The organism is Poriferisphaera corsica, assembly GCF_007747445.1.
GTDB lineage: Bacteria > Planctomycetota > Phycisphaerae > Phycisphaerales > Phycisphaeraceae > Poriferisphaera > Poriferisphaera corsica.
Window position 1 is genome coordinate 4,254,562 of sequence record NZ_CP036425.1, and the last position, 16,932, is coordinate 4,271,493.

General features: G+C 46.1%; 11 protein-coding genes. 5 read left to right on the top strand and 6 right to left on the bottom strand.

Annotated elements, in window-relative coordinates; all coding sequences use genetic code 11:
• Positions 1-185 precede the first annotated feature (185 nt).
• The 6 genes from KS4_RS17960 to nrdR form a co-directional block, all read right to left on the bottom strand.
• Positions 186-1,001, bottom strand: coding sequence for a type II secretion system protein (locus tag KS4_RS17960; RefSeq protein WP_234698828.1), 816 nt, complete (start codon positions 999-1,001; stop codon positions 186-188).
• 459 nt (positions 1,002-1,460) lie between these two features.
• Positions 1,461-2,330, bottom strand: a complete 870-nt coding sequence (locus tag KS4_RS17250) for a type II secretion system protein (RefSeq protein WP_234698829.1) — start codon at positions 2,328-2,330, stop codon at positions 1,461-1,463.
• Between the two features lie 563 nt (positions 2,331-2,893).
• Positions 2,894-3,790: a type II secretion system protein gene (locus KS4_RS17255; RefSeq protein ID WP_234698830.1), complete on the bottom strand. Its 897-nt coding sequence runs from the start codon at positions 3,788-3,790 to the stop codon at positions 2,894-2,896.
• 619 nt (positions 3,791-4,409) lie between these two features.
• The gene (locus tag KS4_RS17965; protein ID WP_234698831.1) at positions 4,410-5,357 is read right to left on the bottom strand and encodes a prepilin-type N-terminal cleavage/methylation domain-containing protein; all 948 of its coding nucleotides are present in this window, start codon (positions 5,355-5,357) and stop codon (positions 4,410-4,412) included.
• A 786-nt stretch (positions 5,358-6,143) separates the two neighbouring features.
• The gene (locus KS4_RS17265; protein ID WP_145081210.1) at positions 6,144-6,578 is read right to left on the bottom strand and encodes a CBS domain-containing protein; all 435 of its coding nucleotides are present in this window, start codon (positions 6,576-6,578) and stop codon (positions 6,144-6,146) included.
• Positions 6,579-6,934: 356 nt separating this feature from the next.
• Complete coding sequence (gene nrdR, locus KS4_RS17270) at positions 6,935-7,432, bottom strand: transcriptional regulator NrdR (protein ID WP_145081816.1); 498 nt, start codon at positions 7,430-7,432, stop codon at positions 6,935-6,937.
• Positions 7,433-7,641: 209 nt separating this feature from the next.
• On the opposite strand from nrdR, the gene KS4_RS17275 reads away from it, so the two are divergent.
• The 5 genes from KS4_RS17275 to KS4_RS17295 all read left to right on the top strand — a co-directional run bounded on the left by KS4_RS17275 (position 7,642) and on the right by KS4_RS17295 (position 16,422).
• The gene (locus tag KS4_RS17275; protein WP_145081214.1) at positions 7,642-8,517 is read left to right on the top strand and encodes a TIGR00282 family metallophosphoesterase; all 876 of its coding nucleotides are present in this window, start codon (positions 7,642-7,644) and stop codon (positions 8,515-8,517) included.
• Between the two features lie 121 nt (positions 8,518-8,638).
• Positions 8,639-8,920 carry a hypothetical protein gene (locus KS4_RS17280; RefSeq protein WP_145081217.1) on the top strand — a complete coding sequence of 94 codons (282 nt, stop codon included), beginning with the start codon at positions 8,639-8,641 and terminating at the stop codon, positions 8,918-8,920.
• A 663-nt stretch (positions 8,921-9,583) separates the two neighbouring features.
• The gene (locus KS4_RS17285; protein WP_145081220.1) at positions 9,584-10,708 is read left to right on the top strand and encodes a GGDEF domain-containing protein; all 1,125 of its coding nucleotides are present in this window, start codon (positions 9,584-9,586) and stop codon (positions 10,706-10,708) included.
• A gap of 527 nt (positions 10,709-11,235) precedes the next feature.
• The gene (locus KS4_RS17290) at positions 11,236-12,534 is read left to right on the top strand and encodes a matrixin family metalloprotease (RefSeq protein ID WP_145081223.1); all 1,299 of its coding nucleotides are present in this window, start codon (positions 11,236-11,238) and stop codon (positions 12,532-12,534) included.
• 294 nt (positions 12,535-12,828) lie between these two features.
• Entirely contained in the window at positions 12,829-16,422 is a 3,594-nt protein-coding gene (locus KS4_RS17295) for a redoxin domain-containing protein (protein WP_145081226.1), read from the top strand.
• Positions 16,423-16,932: the final 510 nt, after the last annotated feature.

Genomic DNA, 16,932 nt, shown 5'->3' on the forward strand with positions numbered 1-16,932 from the left:
ATCCCCGTCAAGATCAATCTCTCCCCTGTTCCCACCCTCGCACCATCCATCATCATTATCCACAGTTCTGCGTATCATTTGCTCCACATTCATCGCTATAGCCCTCTTCCAATAAATAAACAAGGGCCTGAGATATCGCAATCTCAGACCCTTGGATGCTTAAAACTTCGCAAATTATTTCGCTATTAATAAATATCCCATTTATTGCCTTCAGAAGCATTCAAATGGTCATGCCACCCCAATTCCGCAGAACTAAATGCATCAATCGTTTGATCAGACTTCGTAGCGACTGACTCACCGTGTCCATCTACAAAACCGACATTAATACCAAATGAACTATGACGTGCATGAAGCGATTTCGTGTAAGTCGTAGCGAACGATGATGGCAATGTTCCGCTACCTTCAACTGTTGTCAATGAATGACTATCCGCGAACAGCACTGTTTCTGTACCGTTTCTGACTTCACTCTGACGCCTCGAATACTGATATCGCTCAGGTTCACTTCTAAGCCGACTTCCCGTTTCAAGACCTGCCCCATTAAACTCATTCTGATATGTCAATGTCGCCAACCAGTTCGCATTGATTCCGTAATGCGATCGCTTCCACTTAACACTATCTAGCTCATCCAATGGTGCTCGACTAATATCATTACTTCCATCTAAACCTTCACCAAATCGTGGACAAACAAACAAATCTCTATTCGCACCATGACTCTTAGTCAACAACGATGTCCACCACGCCATCCCCGGATCCACCGTTTGCCAACCATTTCTACCGTCATTCGGCTTCTCTTGGTGAAGCGTGTTCGTATTGATAAAGAACGAATCATTATCCGTTGAATACGCAAAATGCACCGTCAGTAACTGCCGCACATTGCTTAGACAGCTTATATCCTGAGCCGCTTTTCTTGCTGCACCTAATGCAGGCAATAAAATGCCAATTAACAATGCGATGATTGATATGACTACTAATAATTCAATTAATGTAAATGCTTTTTTCATATGACATCTCATAAATTACAATCCTCTCTTATGTGTACCTGCTATGACACAGCCAACATCCTGAATAGGCGCTGCTCGACAAATACATATGTTTTTTAGTACAGACACTAGGTAGGCTTAAAGAACTACATCACTTCAAGAACGATAGAATTGTAAGATGAACCACCTCAATTAAGAATAACTAGATTGCAACACTTCATTGCGCAAAACAATTAAAATGTGCATTATCGAACACACAATCTCTATTAATCGGCAATATTGACTGTAAATTTAACATAATCGATCACACCCAAATACAACTCTCCACGACCAAAGAACAACACTGCCCAACTTGCATCATGCATCCCAATTAAAATAGGGCTCCCACAGATAACATCACTGCGTTATCTGTGGGAGCCTCATCCGTATATGCTCGACAATTAATCCACCACACCCAATCTCCCTTTTCCGTCTAACTATCTAATAGATATTCCATTTGTTACCCTCTGTTGCACTCCCCGAATGATGCCACCCCAACGCGTCTTCAGCCCATGGGCTACTCCCCCAACTGTTCGGTCCCTTTCTTGCCCATGTCGTCTCACACTGCACTGTCCCCGCATGACCATCAACATATGCTACATTCACAACCGTCGATGTATGTCTTGCATGTGGCCCACCATTATTTACACTCGTCCCAGCAGGATACATCGTTCCCCAGCCATTAAAGTAATCCTCATTCTCATAACGTTCACGCCAGGCATCCGCAAACAACAACGTATCCGCCGGATTACGAATTTCAACCTGTCGTCTCGTCGTACGCAAACGATCAGCATCATTACTGTAATGGCTCCCACCCGTAACCTTTCCTGTCTTCAACTCACCCCAAAAACGTGTCCCTAACCATGTATTATTAAAACCATAATGAGTTCGCTTCCAACGATAATCATTTAATGCATCCATCGGCGCATTAATAATCGAATCGTGTGCATCCAAGCCCTGATCAAAACTTGGACAGATCAACATATCCCGTGTGCCACCATAATTTTTGCACAATAACGCTGGCCAGTATCCCGCCTTATCTGAAATCGTCCCCCATAACCACGCATGACTCTCAGGTTGTACAAGCTGATGATTGCTCATAATAATAATGAACGAATCATTATCCGCAGAATATGCTGCATGAGAAATATTCATCTGCCTCAGATTACTCAAACACATCACATCTCTTGCTGTATTCCTCGCCGCACCAAGTGCCGGCAGCAAAATTCCAATTAGTAAAGCTATTATTGAAATCACTACTAAAAGCTCAATTAATGTAAATGCAGTAATACGATTCGTGGCGATTCTCATCATATACCCCGTTCTTGTATTAAATAAAATATGTCTAAATAGCCTACAATAATCACTTGATATGATTGAACATCAAAAATCTAAATAATTGATAGCATTTCAAATAACCAATCTCTCGTTGATTGGCTTATCATCGTTTAGTAATACAGTTCATATTACATATTATTAATACAAACAAAATATCTCAAAAACAAATAACCATTGCAGTTCACACACTCGCCCAACCTGACCCTGCAACATATGACCAATATTCAATGATCACAATCAAAACAATTAACCTAGCCATCAGATCAATCATTTTTTCGTGATATATAGCAATCATTCTGCTCATGGAAACCAGAAACCTAACAATAGCTTCAATACATTGATAAACACTAATATTAAATTTAGAAATCTATGCCCCCTTAATTCTAGAATTTCTCAGCTCAATTTTATATTCTCAATCGCAATTATTTCAATACACAACACAAACGCTTTACAAACGACCATTGTAAATCACACGCCTTTACACCAAATAAAAAAGGCCAGCTCTCGCTGACCTTTCTATGGGCACTTTGGTATTTCTAACGCCATTCACCCCAAAGCGTAACTTTGTATTCTCCGCCGTTGCGCCAAATATTAAAATCATCTTCCCACCAGTCACCAAATGCGCTGATGTCATAAGCGCTCTTGAAACGTGTATCTGGAATATTATCGTAAGTTCCATCAATTTCCCATTTACTCGCAACAGATTCACCATGACCATCCGCAAATGCGGCATTTGCCGAATTTCCGCTATGACGTGGGTGTACATGTGTACGATCAATATTCGGCGGATTCCATGAATCTCGAATGCGTGCACGACCTACACTCGTTCCATTGACTTCCATCTCATAACTTGAATAACCATCTGCAAAAGCAACCGTTTTTGTTGGATTTCTGACCATAACATCACGCGGTGTTTGCACCGTATGCGCATTCTCATCTTCCCAAAAATATGGCTCAACGACAGCCCATGCGGTACTTCTTTCTTGCCCTCCAGCATATCGCTGCAATGACCCCAAGTGCATGTAGTTCATACCATATTGAGCGGTATACCAACGATCATCGACTGGATTACTGATATCCGTAATCTCTAAAAATTCTGCGTTTATCGCGTCAAATGATGGACAATCATAAAATTCAACGGAACTAATAATCCCGCCCGACGCCAACATTCCAGGCCAATACCTTGGCTCTGTATGACTTGGCCATGGATTAGCATACGGTAAATGATATCCATCATAGCTAATCATATACGCAGCCATCGCCGTTCCAATCTGGCGAACATTACTCAAACATTTAATCGACATCGCCGTCTGTCTTGCAGCACCCAACGCGGGCAGCAAAATACCAATTAACAACGCTATTATCGAAATGACTACGAGCAATTCAATTAGCGTAAACGCCTTTACACCATAACGAATACATGATTTTTTCACAGCAATAACCTCCATCAGTAATGATGTGAATATTTTCCAACTGTAATTTTGTTTACTCTACAAAATCCAATATCTACATAGATTTAAAGATTTGATATGCGCGCAGACAGTTGCACGTTTAATTAATATGTTCCCGAAAGTATCAAACCTCTGCCCAAACAAACATCTCTAAACTAATCAGACTCGATTTGCCTATAAACTACAAAGACTTATATATGATCAACTGCCTGACATTAATCACACACTCAAACCAAAAAGTGTGGCTGCCAACTATCGATGTTCATTGTTCTAAAACTTACCAAAACAAAACACACCCTATTATAAAACCAAATTCGTAACAATTACAATAGTCGAGAGCGATTCTTATACAGTTTTTTTATTTTTCACTATTCTGTGAGTTGTGGTGTAAATCCGAGATTCGTACGGACTTACGCACAAAGTTAATATCCCAACTCCCGCTATAAAACACATACCTTTGCTATACATCGAAAATATAACAACTTGTAGATGTAAAGATAGCTCCATCCTCTTCAAGACGATTCTCGCATAACTTCTTAAAAGAATAAGCCAGCTTTCGCCAGCTCATTCTTGCTAGTCTGTTTCATATTCAGACCTATTGCTATTCAATATCCCATTTACTTGAACCTATATAATATGGATTACCTTTCCACAGATCATTGACCCATTTATCCGTCAAACCATTCTCTGTGTATGCCGATGTCAGATATGACTCAGGAATATTAGTCGCAGGATCCGCCTCAAACTCAGTTGCCTCGGCTGAACCGTGCCCGTCTCCCCATGCAACATTGACCGTCGCATTACCATGACGTGCATCAGCTTCTTGATGCGGATTTGAGGTTGGTGTCGGATTCCATGAATCACGAACAATACAACGGCCTTCCTCCTCACCAGCCAATCTAGCATCCGGCGAGTATGCGTCTGTAAACGCAATAGTCTCTGTCGGATTCTTGAAGTCAGAATCTCTCGCCGACATCAAATCATAACCTGTACCGTTATCATTGATTTTAGAGGGGTCTTCACCTAACGCCCGCTGTGTACTTCCTAAGTTCATGTAATTATAACCATATTCTGTCGTCTGCCATCGATCATCATGCTCAGCATCTTTCGACATATCTGTAATTTCTTTGTAGTAATCGTTTGTTGTATCGAATGACGGGCAATCATGAAAATCAGGGCTTGCTAAATAATTGCGAGCTGCAAGAATCCCCGGCCACCAACGTGTTGGATGCTGTAACGGATTACTTGGATTAAGTGGTGAATCACGGGGGATACTCCAAGGACTTGCAGCCGCCGGAACATAAAAACTCTTATGATCAATGGTATAGGTATATGATGCTAAGCCAATTTGCCTAATATTGCTAAGGCACTTAACTGATTGCGCGGTCCTTCTCGCCGCACCCAATGCTGGTAATAAGATACCAATTAATAATGCTATTATTGAGATTACAACTAACAACTCAATTAGCGTAAACGCTTCCATACTAGTACGAATACATATTTTTTTCACAGCAATAACCTCCATCAGTAATGATGTGAATATACTCAACTGCGATTTTGCTTACTCTACAAAATCCAAGTTCTACATTGATTTATAAATTTGATATGCGCGCAGGCAGTTGCACGTTTAATATTCCCGAAAACACCAAACTACCAACAGAACCAAACATAATTTTACGAATCAGACTGGTTTTTGCCTCTAAACTACAAATACATACATAAGATCAATTGTCTGATATTGTTCATATACACTAGAACCAAAAAATATGTTTCTCACGATCAATATTCCTTGTTCTAGAATTTACTAAAACAAACCACAATCTATTATTAAACTAAGTTTGCAATAATTACAATAGTCACGGGCGTTTCTTATATAGTTTTTTTTATTTTCACAACACAATGATTTGTTAAATAAATCCGATATTTATATTGACTTATACATCTATAAAATCACGCTAAACTCTTTTTTTTATTAATCATTAATCTATTCACTTCATATATAACTACTTGCAGATATAAAGATACCACCATCCCTTTCGAGGTGATTTTCGCATAATTGTTTAAAAAAATTAGCCGGCTTTCGCCAGCTCATTCTTGACAGTCTGCTTCGCATTCAGGCTTTTTTGCTATTCAATATCCCAAAAACTCTGCTTCTCTCCATCCACACCACTGACGAAGTGGCGATAATCCTTCAATCGTGTCGATCCATGACCATCTGCCTCATGATGCTGCCTCGTGCTCAGCACATTCTATGAATCTACGCCAATGCGTATTTAATAAAAAAACCCACCTCTTTCGAGGCAGGCTCATTACGTATCTATCCTTTGCACACAAATCACGTTCCATACAAATATTCATGCAAATAATGTATTGTTCGTTTATGACCTGTTAAATCCCACGCATTCAGGTCACCAATCGAAATCAACCCATGCAGCCGACCTTCATCATCAATCACAGGCAAGTGACGCACACGCCGCTTCATACAGATCCCACGCGCCTCTTCCAAATCCATATCAGGCTTGCAGCAAATCACCTCACCCGTCATCACATCCCCCACACTCACATCCTCAGCCTTAACACCCTTCACCACAACGCGACGCAGCACATCACGTTCCGTAAAGATACCCACAACCTTATCACCCTCTTCAACAACAAGCGCCCCAATCGCTTTGTCATTCATCTTCACTGACGCTTCCATCACAGTCGTCTGTGAACTTACCTTCATCACCTCACCACCCTTGTCCGCTAGAATGTGCCCAACAGTAGCCATCACATATCTCCTTACAATGCGCAATAATCAAATCAATCAACACGCCACCTGGCCAATACAACAACCATCCAAAGTCGCAGATTATTGCTTCGTTAAATATTAGCGCTCAAACATAGACATGAAACCACAATACAGTCCTTCCCCCAATCACCATTCCCCTGTATATCTACAGACTTCACCCAATAATTTACCATTCATTCGCCTTGAACCGAACCTTTTTTCATCCCCTGTATTTTCCCTCACACACCCATCTCTCCTTAAGCGCTTAGAACAGCTAACTAAAGATTTTAAAACCCTATGATATGATTAGTGTGCCTCCCACCAGCCCTTCTAATCATCCGCTACACCCATTCAACCTAAAACAGCAACGTCCCTTCACTCTCATCCTCGTCCCCCGGCCGCATCTGCTTTATGTCCTCTGCCTCAGCAATCAGATCATCCAAATCCTTAAACTGCATATACACACTCGCAAACCGCAAGTACGCAACCCCATCAATCCGCTTCAGCTTCTCAGCCAAAATCTTCCCGATCTCTAAACTCTCTACCTCACGCTCACCACGATTCAGTAGCTGCTCTTCCATCTCCTCAACCGTCTTCGTCAAAACCTCCGTCGGCACGGGCCGCTTATAACACGCCCTCTGCAAACCCGTCAGCAACTTGCTCCGCTCAAACGGCACCCGGCTCATATCCTTCTTGATCACCGTCAGCCGTGTCGTCTCTTCAATCCGCTCACGACTACTAAACCGCTTACCACACCGCTTGCACTCCCGTCGCCGGCGCACAACCTTACCGCCCTCGCTCTCGCGCGAGTCAATCACCTTATCATCATTATCATGGCAATACGGGCACCTCATACCCTCTAGCTTACAGTCCTCCTTCTCTTTCGTCACCCCAATCCCACACCAACACCCCCCACAACCTACCCCCAAACCACTCCAATCACTACAACCCTTACATCCACCCTCAAATCCAAGCCCTATAACCATTTACATTCACCCCCTTTATAACCTCATCCCCACTTTCCATTCGACAATAACCCCCTCTTCCCGCTATCCTCTATCCCATGCGAATCATAATCCTCGGTGACATCGTCGGAACCCCTGGCCGCCAGGCCGTCACGCAAGCCATACCCATACTCCGCGAGCAATACACCCCCGACCTCCTCATCGCCAACGCCGAAAACGCTTCCAACGGCACAGGCCTCACACCCGACCTCTACAAAAAACTCGTCCGTGCAGGCATCGACGCCTTCACCCTCGGCGACCACGTCTACAAAAAAAACCACATCATCCCCATCCTCCAAAGCGAATCCAACATCATTCGCCCCGCAAACCTCTCCCACAAAGCCCTCGGCAACCGCTTTATGCGATTAACTCCCGGTGATCCTTCTCAAAATCTTCCAGCGATCTACGTCTTCACCGTCCTCGGCCGCATCTTCATGTCACTCCCCGCCTCCGATCCATTCGAGTGCTGTGACAACCTCATCGCCGACATCAAAAAGCACGACCCCACCGCAATTATCATCACTGAAGTCCACGCCGAAGCCTCTTCCGAAAAAGTCGCCCTTGGCTGGTATCTCAACGGGCGCGTCTCCTGCGTCTTCGGCACACACACCCATATCCCCACAGCCGACGCTCGCATCCTCCCCCCAACACTCTCCGACGGCTCCATCTCAGATCGACCCTCACCATCAGGCGGCACCGCCTACATCACCGACCTCGGCATGTGCGGCCCCACCGGCTCCGTACTCGGCCGCCGCGTCGACCGTGTCCTCACCCACATGACCACCAACATGCCCGCCCCATTCGACGTCGCAACCATCTCCCCCGTCACCGCCGGCATCCTACTCGACATCAACCCAAAAACCGGCCTCGCCACCTCTATCCAGCGCATAGAGCTTCCTGCTGACACCAATTCCCCCCCATTCACCGCTCATTAATACATCACACAATCCATCTTATGAAATAACGTTCGATCTATTCAAACCGTATCTCCAATAACTTGAAGTTAATCCCATTCAATCTCACCACCCCCAATACTCCGCCAAGACAAAAACAATCATGTTCTTTGTCATCGCAACCTTTCTCACCTTCGTGTTGATCACCGTCATACACACGATTCTCTTCGTCCTGCCAGCAGGTGTTATTGTCCTCCTCCCCATCAACTACCCGATCACCTGGTTCCTGGATCTCTTGTACTCTTCAAATATTGGTGAACACGCATTCATCCCCATGATCATCGTCTTCTGTATTTACTGGCTCCTCATCAGCTTCTGCATCACCAGCTTCAACTATTTAATCATCAAGAAAAAAACCAATCTCTTCAACGACCCATCGCAGTAAAACACACATCACTCAACCCATCACCCTCCCAGATCTCCCTCTCCATATTCGTTTACTTACATAGTCAAGAACACGCGCACTCACAAATTAAAATCTATTTGTGCTAACCATCAATTAGTCACACTTTCCAATCAGCCCCGCGGCGCAAATCCCATGTCAATGTAGATCGAATTCAAAAAAATTCTGCGAGCGCGCACAAACACGAAAATCGCCAATTCGCGCTCGCGTGTTTCTCGTTATTTCTCACAATTTCTATATCCAAACTCACCCAAACGAATCTGTTTTGAACCAAAACCGACCCAAACGGCCTACAGGAAAATCATTAATTTCGGGATTCTGTGCGCCAAAACCCGCCGCGCCACTGCAATCCATTCTCATCCCCTGTCCCCCCTGTTCGTGTCATCCATTTTTCAAACCCACCCCTGACTTGCAGCGCATCGAAACCCAACAGTCATTTTCATATCACTCCCCTCTGTCCGCTTCGCTCAATTTCCAAACCCACCCCGCACACCGAAGCCAACCCCCACTACACATACCACCCATGAAATTCACCAACCTCACCTACCTGCTCACCCGCGCTAAACCCTTCAGGCGCAACACATAACCGAAATTATTCTCATATCTGTTCATCATTCGCACCAAACATATCCGATCCTTCACAACGTGACGACGCCATCCCCCCCGCCAACGCCCTCATCTGATCCATCCCCAGCAGATGCGACACCTCCCGACAGCTTTCGCTTCGACGAGGATCTCTGCCATGTAAACCGCTCTGCTCCAAAGGTTTGGAACGATGCATCACTGCGCAACAAGGTGACACTGATCATCATTGTCTCCGCCACCGCCGGGGCTGGCATCGGCATTCTTGAGATGAAATTCGGCCACCTAACCTGGCCTCTCTTTCTCGCATTAGCATTTGTCATTTCAGGACTTATCGCCTTTGCCCGTACATGGGTTGTCTCTCCAGCCGACCAACTCATCACCAATATCCTCGATATCTGTACCAACACCTCCCCCCGCACCATTAAACGTCTACCAACCGAACGCCGCGATGAGATCGGCCAAATAGCCCGTATCACCCAACGCCTTGCCGTGTCAGCAGTTAAAGATGCACAAGAGATCGCGCATCTCCGCCGCACACTCACCCAGCGCATTGAACACGCCACCCGACGCGCGTGTTCGCAGCTCGAAAACCTCGCCAGCCGCGATCCACTCACCGAGCTAGGCAACCGGCGCGCTCTCGATGAGCAACTCGACGCGTTATATGCCGCCGCCAAAGCAACCCGAACCGACCTGCTTGCGGTCATGATCGATATGGACAACTTCAAGCAGATAAACGACTTACTGGGTCATGATGCGGGTGATGAGTTGCTTGTTCTGCTTGCAAACATTCTCCGCGGCTCGATCCGACATGACGATTTGCCTGTCCGACTCGGCGGCGATGAGTTCCTGATCCTCCTCCCGGGTTGCCCGCTCTACCGTGCGCAACAACTCGCGGATAACACACGAAAATTATTCGTGCGGCAAGCGAAGATGTCGTTCAGTGATTCGAAGTTACGTGCGACGCCTAACTTATCGATAGGCATTGCTTCGATGAATCACGATAAGGCGGAGCATGGCGATGCGCTACTAAAAATCGCGGATGGACGGCTATACAAATCAAAACACTCGGGCAAAGGTGTAACGACTATGCCAACGAATACTCAGCCGCACATGACGGATGATCAAGTCAGTAATTCAAAACGTTTTGGAAATGATGATCAAGAAAACAATCGGCGCGTGGGTTAATGAGGTTGGCATTGATCGTAAACGCGCAAGTGAATTCGGTCTTATTGTAATTGTTTTGATTTAATTTGATCTGATGTGCAGATCAAGCGGGTGTGGTGCGCGTCATGGAAGAAGAAGTATTGTTTTTGAAGGCTTTTTGCCGATACATGTCTTTGATGAAAGTTTTGGATTGAGATGGGTGTGGGATACGCTTTATATAGATTGATATTGATACGGTTTTTTTACGTAACTGATTTTGCCTAGTTTAACTATTACAAAATTATGCTAAGCATTGTTTGTTTCATATCATAGTTGTGTATAATTGATCGTAAATAGATTGAGAGTGAATGTGTGAGAGGCGGGGATCGTCTGTTACAGATGTATATTAATTCGGAAATAGGCGTTGCATTTAATCGTGTGATTAATGCTTGTCGATGATTCGCGTAAAAACTATTTTTTTTCATTTCCTACCAATGATTGTTTTTACCGAGGGCATTGCACAACGGCGCTGAAGTGAGTTGAGAGACTTTTTTTTACGGGGTTTTAACATGAATATTGCAACTTTAAGCAAGCGGTGCTGTTATTTAGCCGCATTTTCTGTCGTTACAGGCGGGTTATCCATGGGCGCAGATCATATCGCGTTTGATGGTTTGGCGCCTTGGACAAAGACGATGACGGATGGGAATGTGTCGACGATAGGCACGCCGATCACGTTGACTTGGTCGATTGTTCCTGACAACACCACAACGGACGTCGATCAGGGCAACTTGTCTTATAGCAGTCAGTTGATTTCGACATTGGATGATGTTTATAAGGTTTCCTATGTCGACAAGCTGAAGCCGATCAGTGAGCGATCGTGGTTCTCGTTGTTCAGTAACGCGTTTGATCGTTGGGGTCAGGTATCGGGCTTATCGTTTGAATACCTGAATTACGATGATGGTGCGCGACATGGTGGTTGGGAGAGTGGCGGTCAGTTTAAAACGAACGATGGTAAATTAGGTGTTCGGGCTGACATGCGTATCGCGGGTGCACGGATTGACGGGCCATATAATACTTTGGCGTACAACTATTACCCTGAATACGGTGGTGATATGTTGATCGACCTTGATGATACGGATTGGGAAGATGACGCGTACTTTGAGAATGTGATTATTCACGAGATGGGTCATGGGTTTGGCTTGCCACACTTGCTCTCGGAAAGCTCGAACATGCTGATGGAGCCGTATTTGGACACATCGATCCACGGGCCACAGTTCGATGACATTCTGATGATGCAGCGTTTATATGGTGACCGTTACGAGAAGGGTCTCGGTAACGAGACGATGGCGAATGCGACGGATCTTGGCACGCTAACGGGCGACACGACTTACAAGTATGGTTCGGATGCTCGTAAATCTGAGATTGAATTTGGGGATATTGATTTCCTTTCAATTGATGATGATTCGGATGTAGATGTGTTCAAGTTCACGCTCGATGAGATGACGAAGATTACGTTTAAGCTTTCGGCTGTTGGAATGACTTATGATCGTAGTGCGCAACCAAAATTTGATGGTGATGTGGTTGCTGAATATGAATTTGACGCAAAGAAGCTGAGCGATTTAGCGCTTGAGATTATTGATGAAGAGGGCGATCGTGTAGCTTTGCTTGACCGTTATGGTTTGGGCGGCATTGAGCGTTTGTATAACAAGCGTTTGGCGGAAGGGGACTACTTCCTGCGTGTCATGGGAGCAAACGACAACGCTCAGTTCTATGAGTTGTCATTGCAAACAGTGTTCATTCCTGAGCCAAGTACATTAGTTGCGATGGGTGGGTTGATGTTGTTGGCGAGACGTCGCCGCGGTGCATGAACACGGTGATGTGAATGTTAGAGCTAGTTGTATCATGATTTGGAACATCCGAGTCGTCAAAACAAGCAGCTAACCTATGTAAAGATGATTTTTACGAAACGACCTATTGGATAACGCTCCAGGTCATTTCGCAAAACGCTTTGAAAATGAAGAAACGCTCTCTGTTGAGGGCGTTTTTTTTATTGTTGTTGCAAACTTTAGAAGTGAGCAGCGTCTTAATAGATGAGGGCGGGAGGTATTTGCGCTTGATGTGAGCGCATAGTACAGAGGACAGACCTTCGGGATGCATAGAAAATGAGAACAGTAATCGCAACGATCGGGCTGATATTGATGGCGATGGTGGGGTTGGGCTGCAAGGGGCAGTTGATTGATTTTGGGTTGGATCAGACGCCGCCGGAGGAGAAGATCGTGGTGAACACGATGGCGGAGTGGCGTGTTGCACCGCAGCGGACGGGGAATGTGTATACGACGGCGCATGCGGTTGAGAATCGGGTGGATAAGGTTGTGTTCCGTGTGAATCAGACGGGTTCGCGTGTTGCGTGGGAACTGCCGCTGGGTCAGGTGATCGATATCAATCAGTATCCGATTTTGACGTTGAAGTACCGGTCGAGTTCGCCGGGGTTTTATGATGTGTGGTCGCTGTATGGGAATAATGTTGGGTCGACGGACTATAAGAAGGGTTTTTATATTTTCAATGCGATGGATCTGATTGCGGATGGCGAGGTGCATACATTGTCGCGCGACCTGCGTGAGCTTCATGATGATGGGTTTATTGACATGTTGGTGGTGGGGTACAGGAACAACTCGGTATCGCCGGCGGATTTGGAGATTTTTGAGTTGTCGCTGAGTCCTGCGACGGTGGAGCAGGGCGCATCGTTCCCGATTCCAGCGTATGTTGCGGATGATATGGTTGAGGTGAAGATTGTTGATTCGCAAGGGATGCCAATTGAGGGTGCGCGGGTGACGGTGGATGTGGCGCTGGCGAATTTTGCGCAGTATGCGTATACGGGAAAGGATGGTATCGCGAAGGTGGCGGCGTACTCATTGGGTATGCGTGAGAAGGCAAAACACACATTGCAGATTCAGAAGGGAGAGTATGTTGATGCGTTTGTGAAAGATGTGAGGACGATCGAGGTTGGTGATGATGGGTTGCAGACGGTGATGCTGGTGAGGAGCGGGAATCTGTCGTTCGATGTGATGGACAAGGCAACGGGTGAGGAGCTGAGCGATGTGTCGGTGCATGTTGAGGTTTTGTATGAGGATGATGTGCCGAAGCTGCCTTATGAGTTGAAACAGGACTGGTTTTACATGACGGTTGTGCCTGAACAGGATCATCATGAGATTGCGTTCCCTGTGCCGAGTGAGTTTGTGAAGGAAGCTCGGGTGTACTTGTATGATGACAGATACAACACGGTGCCGCATAACGGTCGTGATGTGTATCACAATAAAGTTGAAGGCGGGTATAAGCCGTATGCTGTGCTGAGTGAAGCGGAATTGCATCCGGGGATGGTTGTTGTGGATGGCAAGACCACGAATGGCGGACATGTGACAGTTGAGCTGGATGGTGGATCGTGTATTGAAGGCGTGGTGACGGACTGGGAGGGGAATCCGGTTGAGGGTGCACGGGTGAGTTTGTACAACGGTTTTTGCCCGTGGTATCCGAGGACGGTGACGGATCAGGATGGTTATTATCGTTTATATGGTTTGGATAAGAGTGAGCCAGATTATCGCGTGATCAATATTTCGCATGATGATTTTGCACCGACGTATGTTGATTTGCGTGAGATGAAGGTGGAGGAGATTACTGCTGAAAAATATGATGTAGCGTTGGGTAAGGCGCATACGGTGCGGGGGATTGTCTTGGATGACGAGGGGATGCCGATGGTTGGCGCGAAGGTGGAGCTAGATAACTGGTCGAAGATTGAGCCTACGAAAGATAACCAAAAGCATCATATTTGCGGGACGTCGATTGGGGTTTTGAACTTCAAGACGAAGACGGATGAGAACGGTGGGTTTGAATTTAATAATGTTTCGGAGGATGAATATTTCAGGTTTGGTGTGCATCATTCGGATTATCAATCGATTGCACCGATTTTGAAGGCGCAGGATGAGGCGTATGTGCTGACGCTTTATTCAGATCTGAAGATTACTGGTGAGGTGATTGAGAAGGGAACGGGGAAAGCGATTACAGATTACAAAGTTGGCAAAGGGATCGGCTGGGAAGGCCATGACCGGATGCACTGGCAGTTCCGTGATCGTGGGATTAAGAAGGATGGGCATGAGTTTAAGGTTGTTTACAGGGATACGTATCCGAAAATGGGGATCAAGATAGAAGCGCCGGGATACAAGCCGGGTCAATCACGGATCGTGAAGGATGGGGAACATGGCGTGCATGTGGTCATTGAATTGGAGAAGGGTGATATGTTCAGTGGCAAAGTAGTGGATTGGCATGGCGAAGCGGTGAAGGATGTGTCAGTGATTCGTGTTGATAAGGGAACGCAGGCGCATTTGGGTAAACCGAGCTTTAATCATGACAAGATGAGCGTGAAGACGGACGAGGCTGGGCGATTTGCGTTCACGGATACGGGTGAGGATTTTGCGGTGTTTGCAACGAGTAATGCGGGGTATGCGATCGCAAAGATGGATGAGGTGAAAGCTGGGCAGGGTAAAGAGATTCGTTTGAATCCGTGGGCTGAAGCGAAGGTGAAGGTGTTGATGGATGGGAAGCCGCTGATTGGGCATTTGGTTTCATTTGATATGAATGCGAACTATACGGATCACGATCAAAGATCGTATACGTCGATACGTAATGGGGTATTGGAAACAACAGATGAACAGGGTTACGTTGAATTTAAAGCGTTGCCTACGGGGAAGGGAAAGATTCGATGCTTTGCGAAGCAAGATGAGGGTGACAATTCGCTGAACATGATGTTTGAGATGCAAGTGGAATTGAAGGCGGGGATGAATGAGTTTGATTTTGCTTATTCGGGTAGCAGAGCGATTGGTCGGATCACGCATCCGGATTTGGATGAGTTGCCGGAGGCGTGGCAAAATGGGCCGATGAATCATGTGATAATCCGCTCCAAGGTGAATGAGGAAGGGCTGCAGCCGCCGCTGCCTAAGGGTTGGGAAGATATGGAGCAGGATGAGCGGACGAAATGGTGGGAAGCATTCCAGAAATCGGATGCTCATAAGGCATGGGAAGCGAAGCGGAAAGCTGCATATCAGGATGTGGTGAGCAGGCAGGTGAAGCTGGAAAAGGATGGGCGCTTTGAGGTGTACGGTTTACCTGCGGATGCATACATCCTACAGGTCAGTATTTATGAGCAAAAAGAGGGTAATCGGTACGAGCAGGCGGCGTCGTTGCATGCTCAGTTTGAAATCAAGGAAGATGGTGGAGATCGGATTGATCTTGGTGAATTTGAAGTGCAAGTCATGCAGCATGTTGAGTTAATGCAGAAAGCACCTGAATTTGAGGTAGCGGATCTGCGTGATCCAGAGAAAGTGATCCGACTTGAGGATTACAGGGGGAAATGGCTGTTGTTGGATTTCTGGGCGACGTGGTGCGGACCTTGCGTGGCGGAGACGCCGAATGTGAAGGCGGCTTACGAAGCGCTGAAGGATGAAGGGGTTGGGTTTGAGGTGCTGGCGTTGTCGCTGGATGCGAAACGTGAGCAGCCGCTGAAGTATGTTGAGAAACATGAGTTGCCATACGCTCAAGGGTTCCTGGGGGATTGGAATAAGGACACGGTCACGAAGAAATACAGCGTGCAGGGTATACCGGCGATGTTTTTGATTGATCCTGAAGGACGGATTGTTGCGAAGGACTTGCGCGGGCCTGAAATGGTGGATGTCATCCGAGAAAAAATGAAAGCGGATGAAAAATGATGACAAGACAGACGTCTTATAGATAGAGCGAGTGAATAACAAGCTCAGGTTGAGGCAGGGAGGGGTAGATGGGGGGGGATGGGGGGATGGTTGACGAACTTCTTTCTCTTCTATGCATGTGTGACCGGTGGGTCTTTCGCCGGTCACCTTTTTTATGTCTGTAACGCGAAATGAGTGGGTATTGAACTGTGGCGAGAAGTGACAAGTGGTTGCTGGGAGGAATGCGCGATGGGTCTCTGATAGTAAAATGTAGATTTCATCTAGCGGAACGGAATCGGTGGGAAGAGGAAGGGGAGCGAATAATCCGCTAGAATGCGCAGCTTACACGATAAAAGGCAAGCGGAGGATGTGTGGCGCTAACGCGTTCTGAGGCTTGTGACACTATTTCGGTTTGCGTCAATATTTCTTCGATCGTGCATACGGGTTCGGCAGTAGGTCGCTGCAATATGCCTATTGTCACGGAACGACCTTCTGGTCTACGAGGAAATAGCATCGCAAAACGCATTAGAC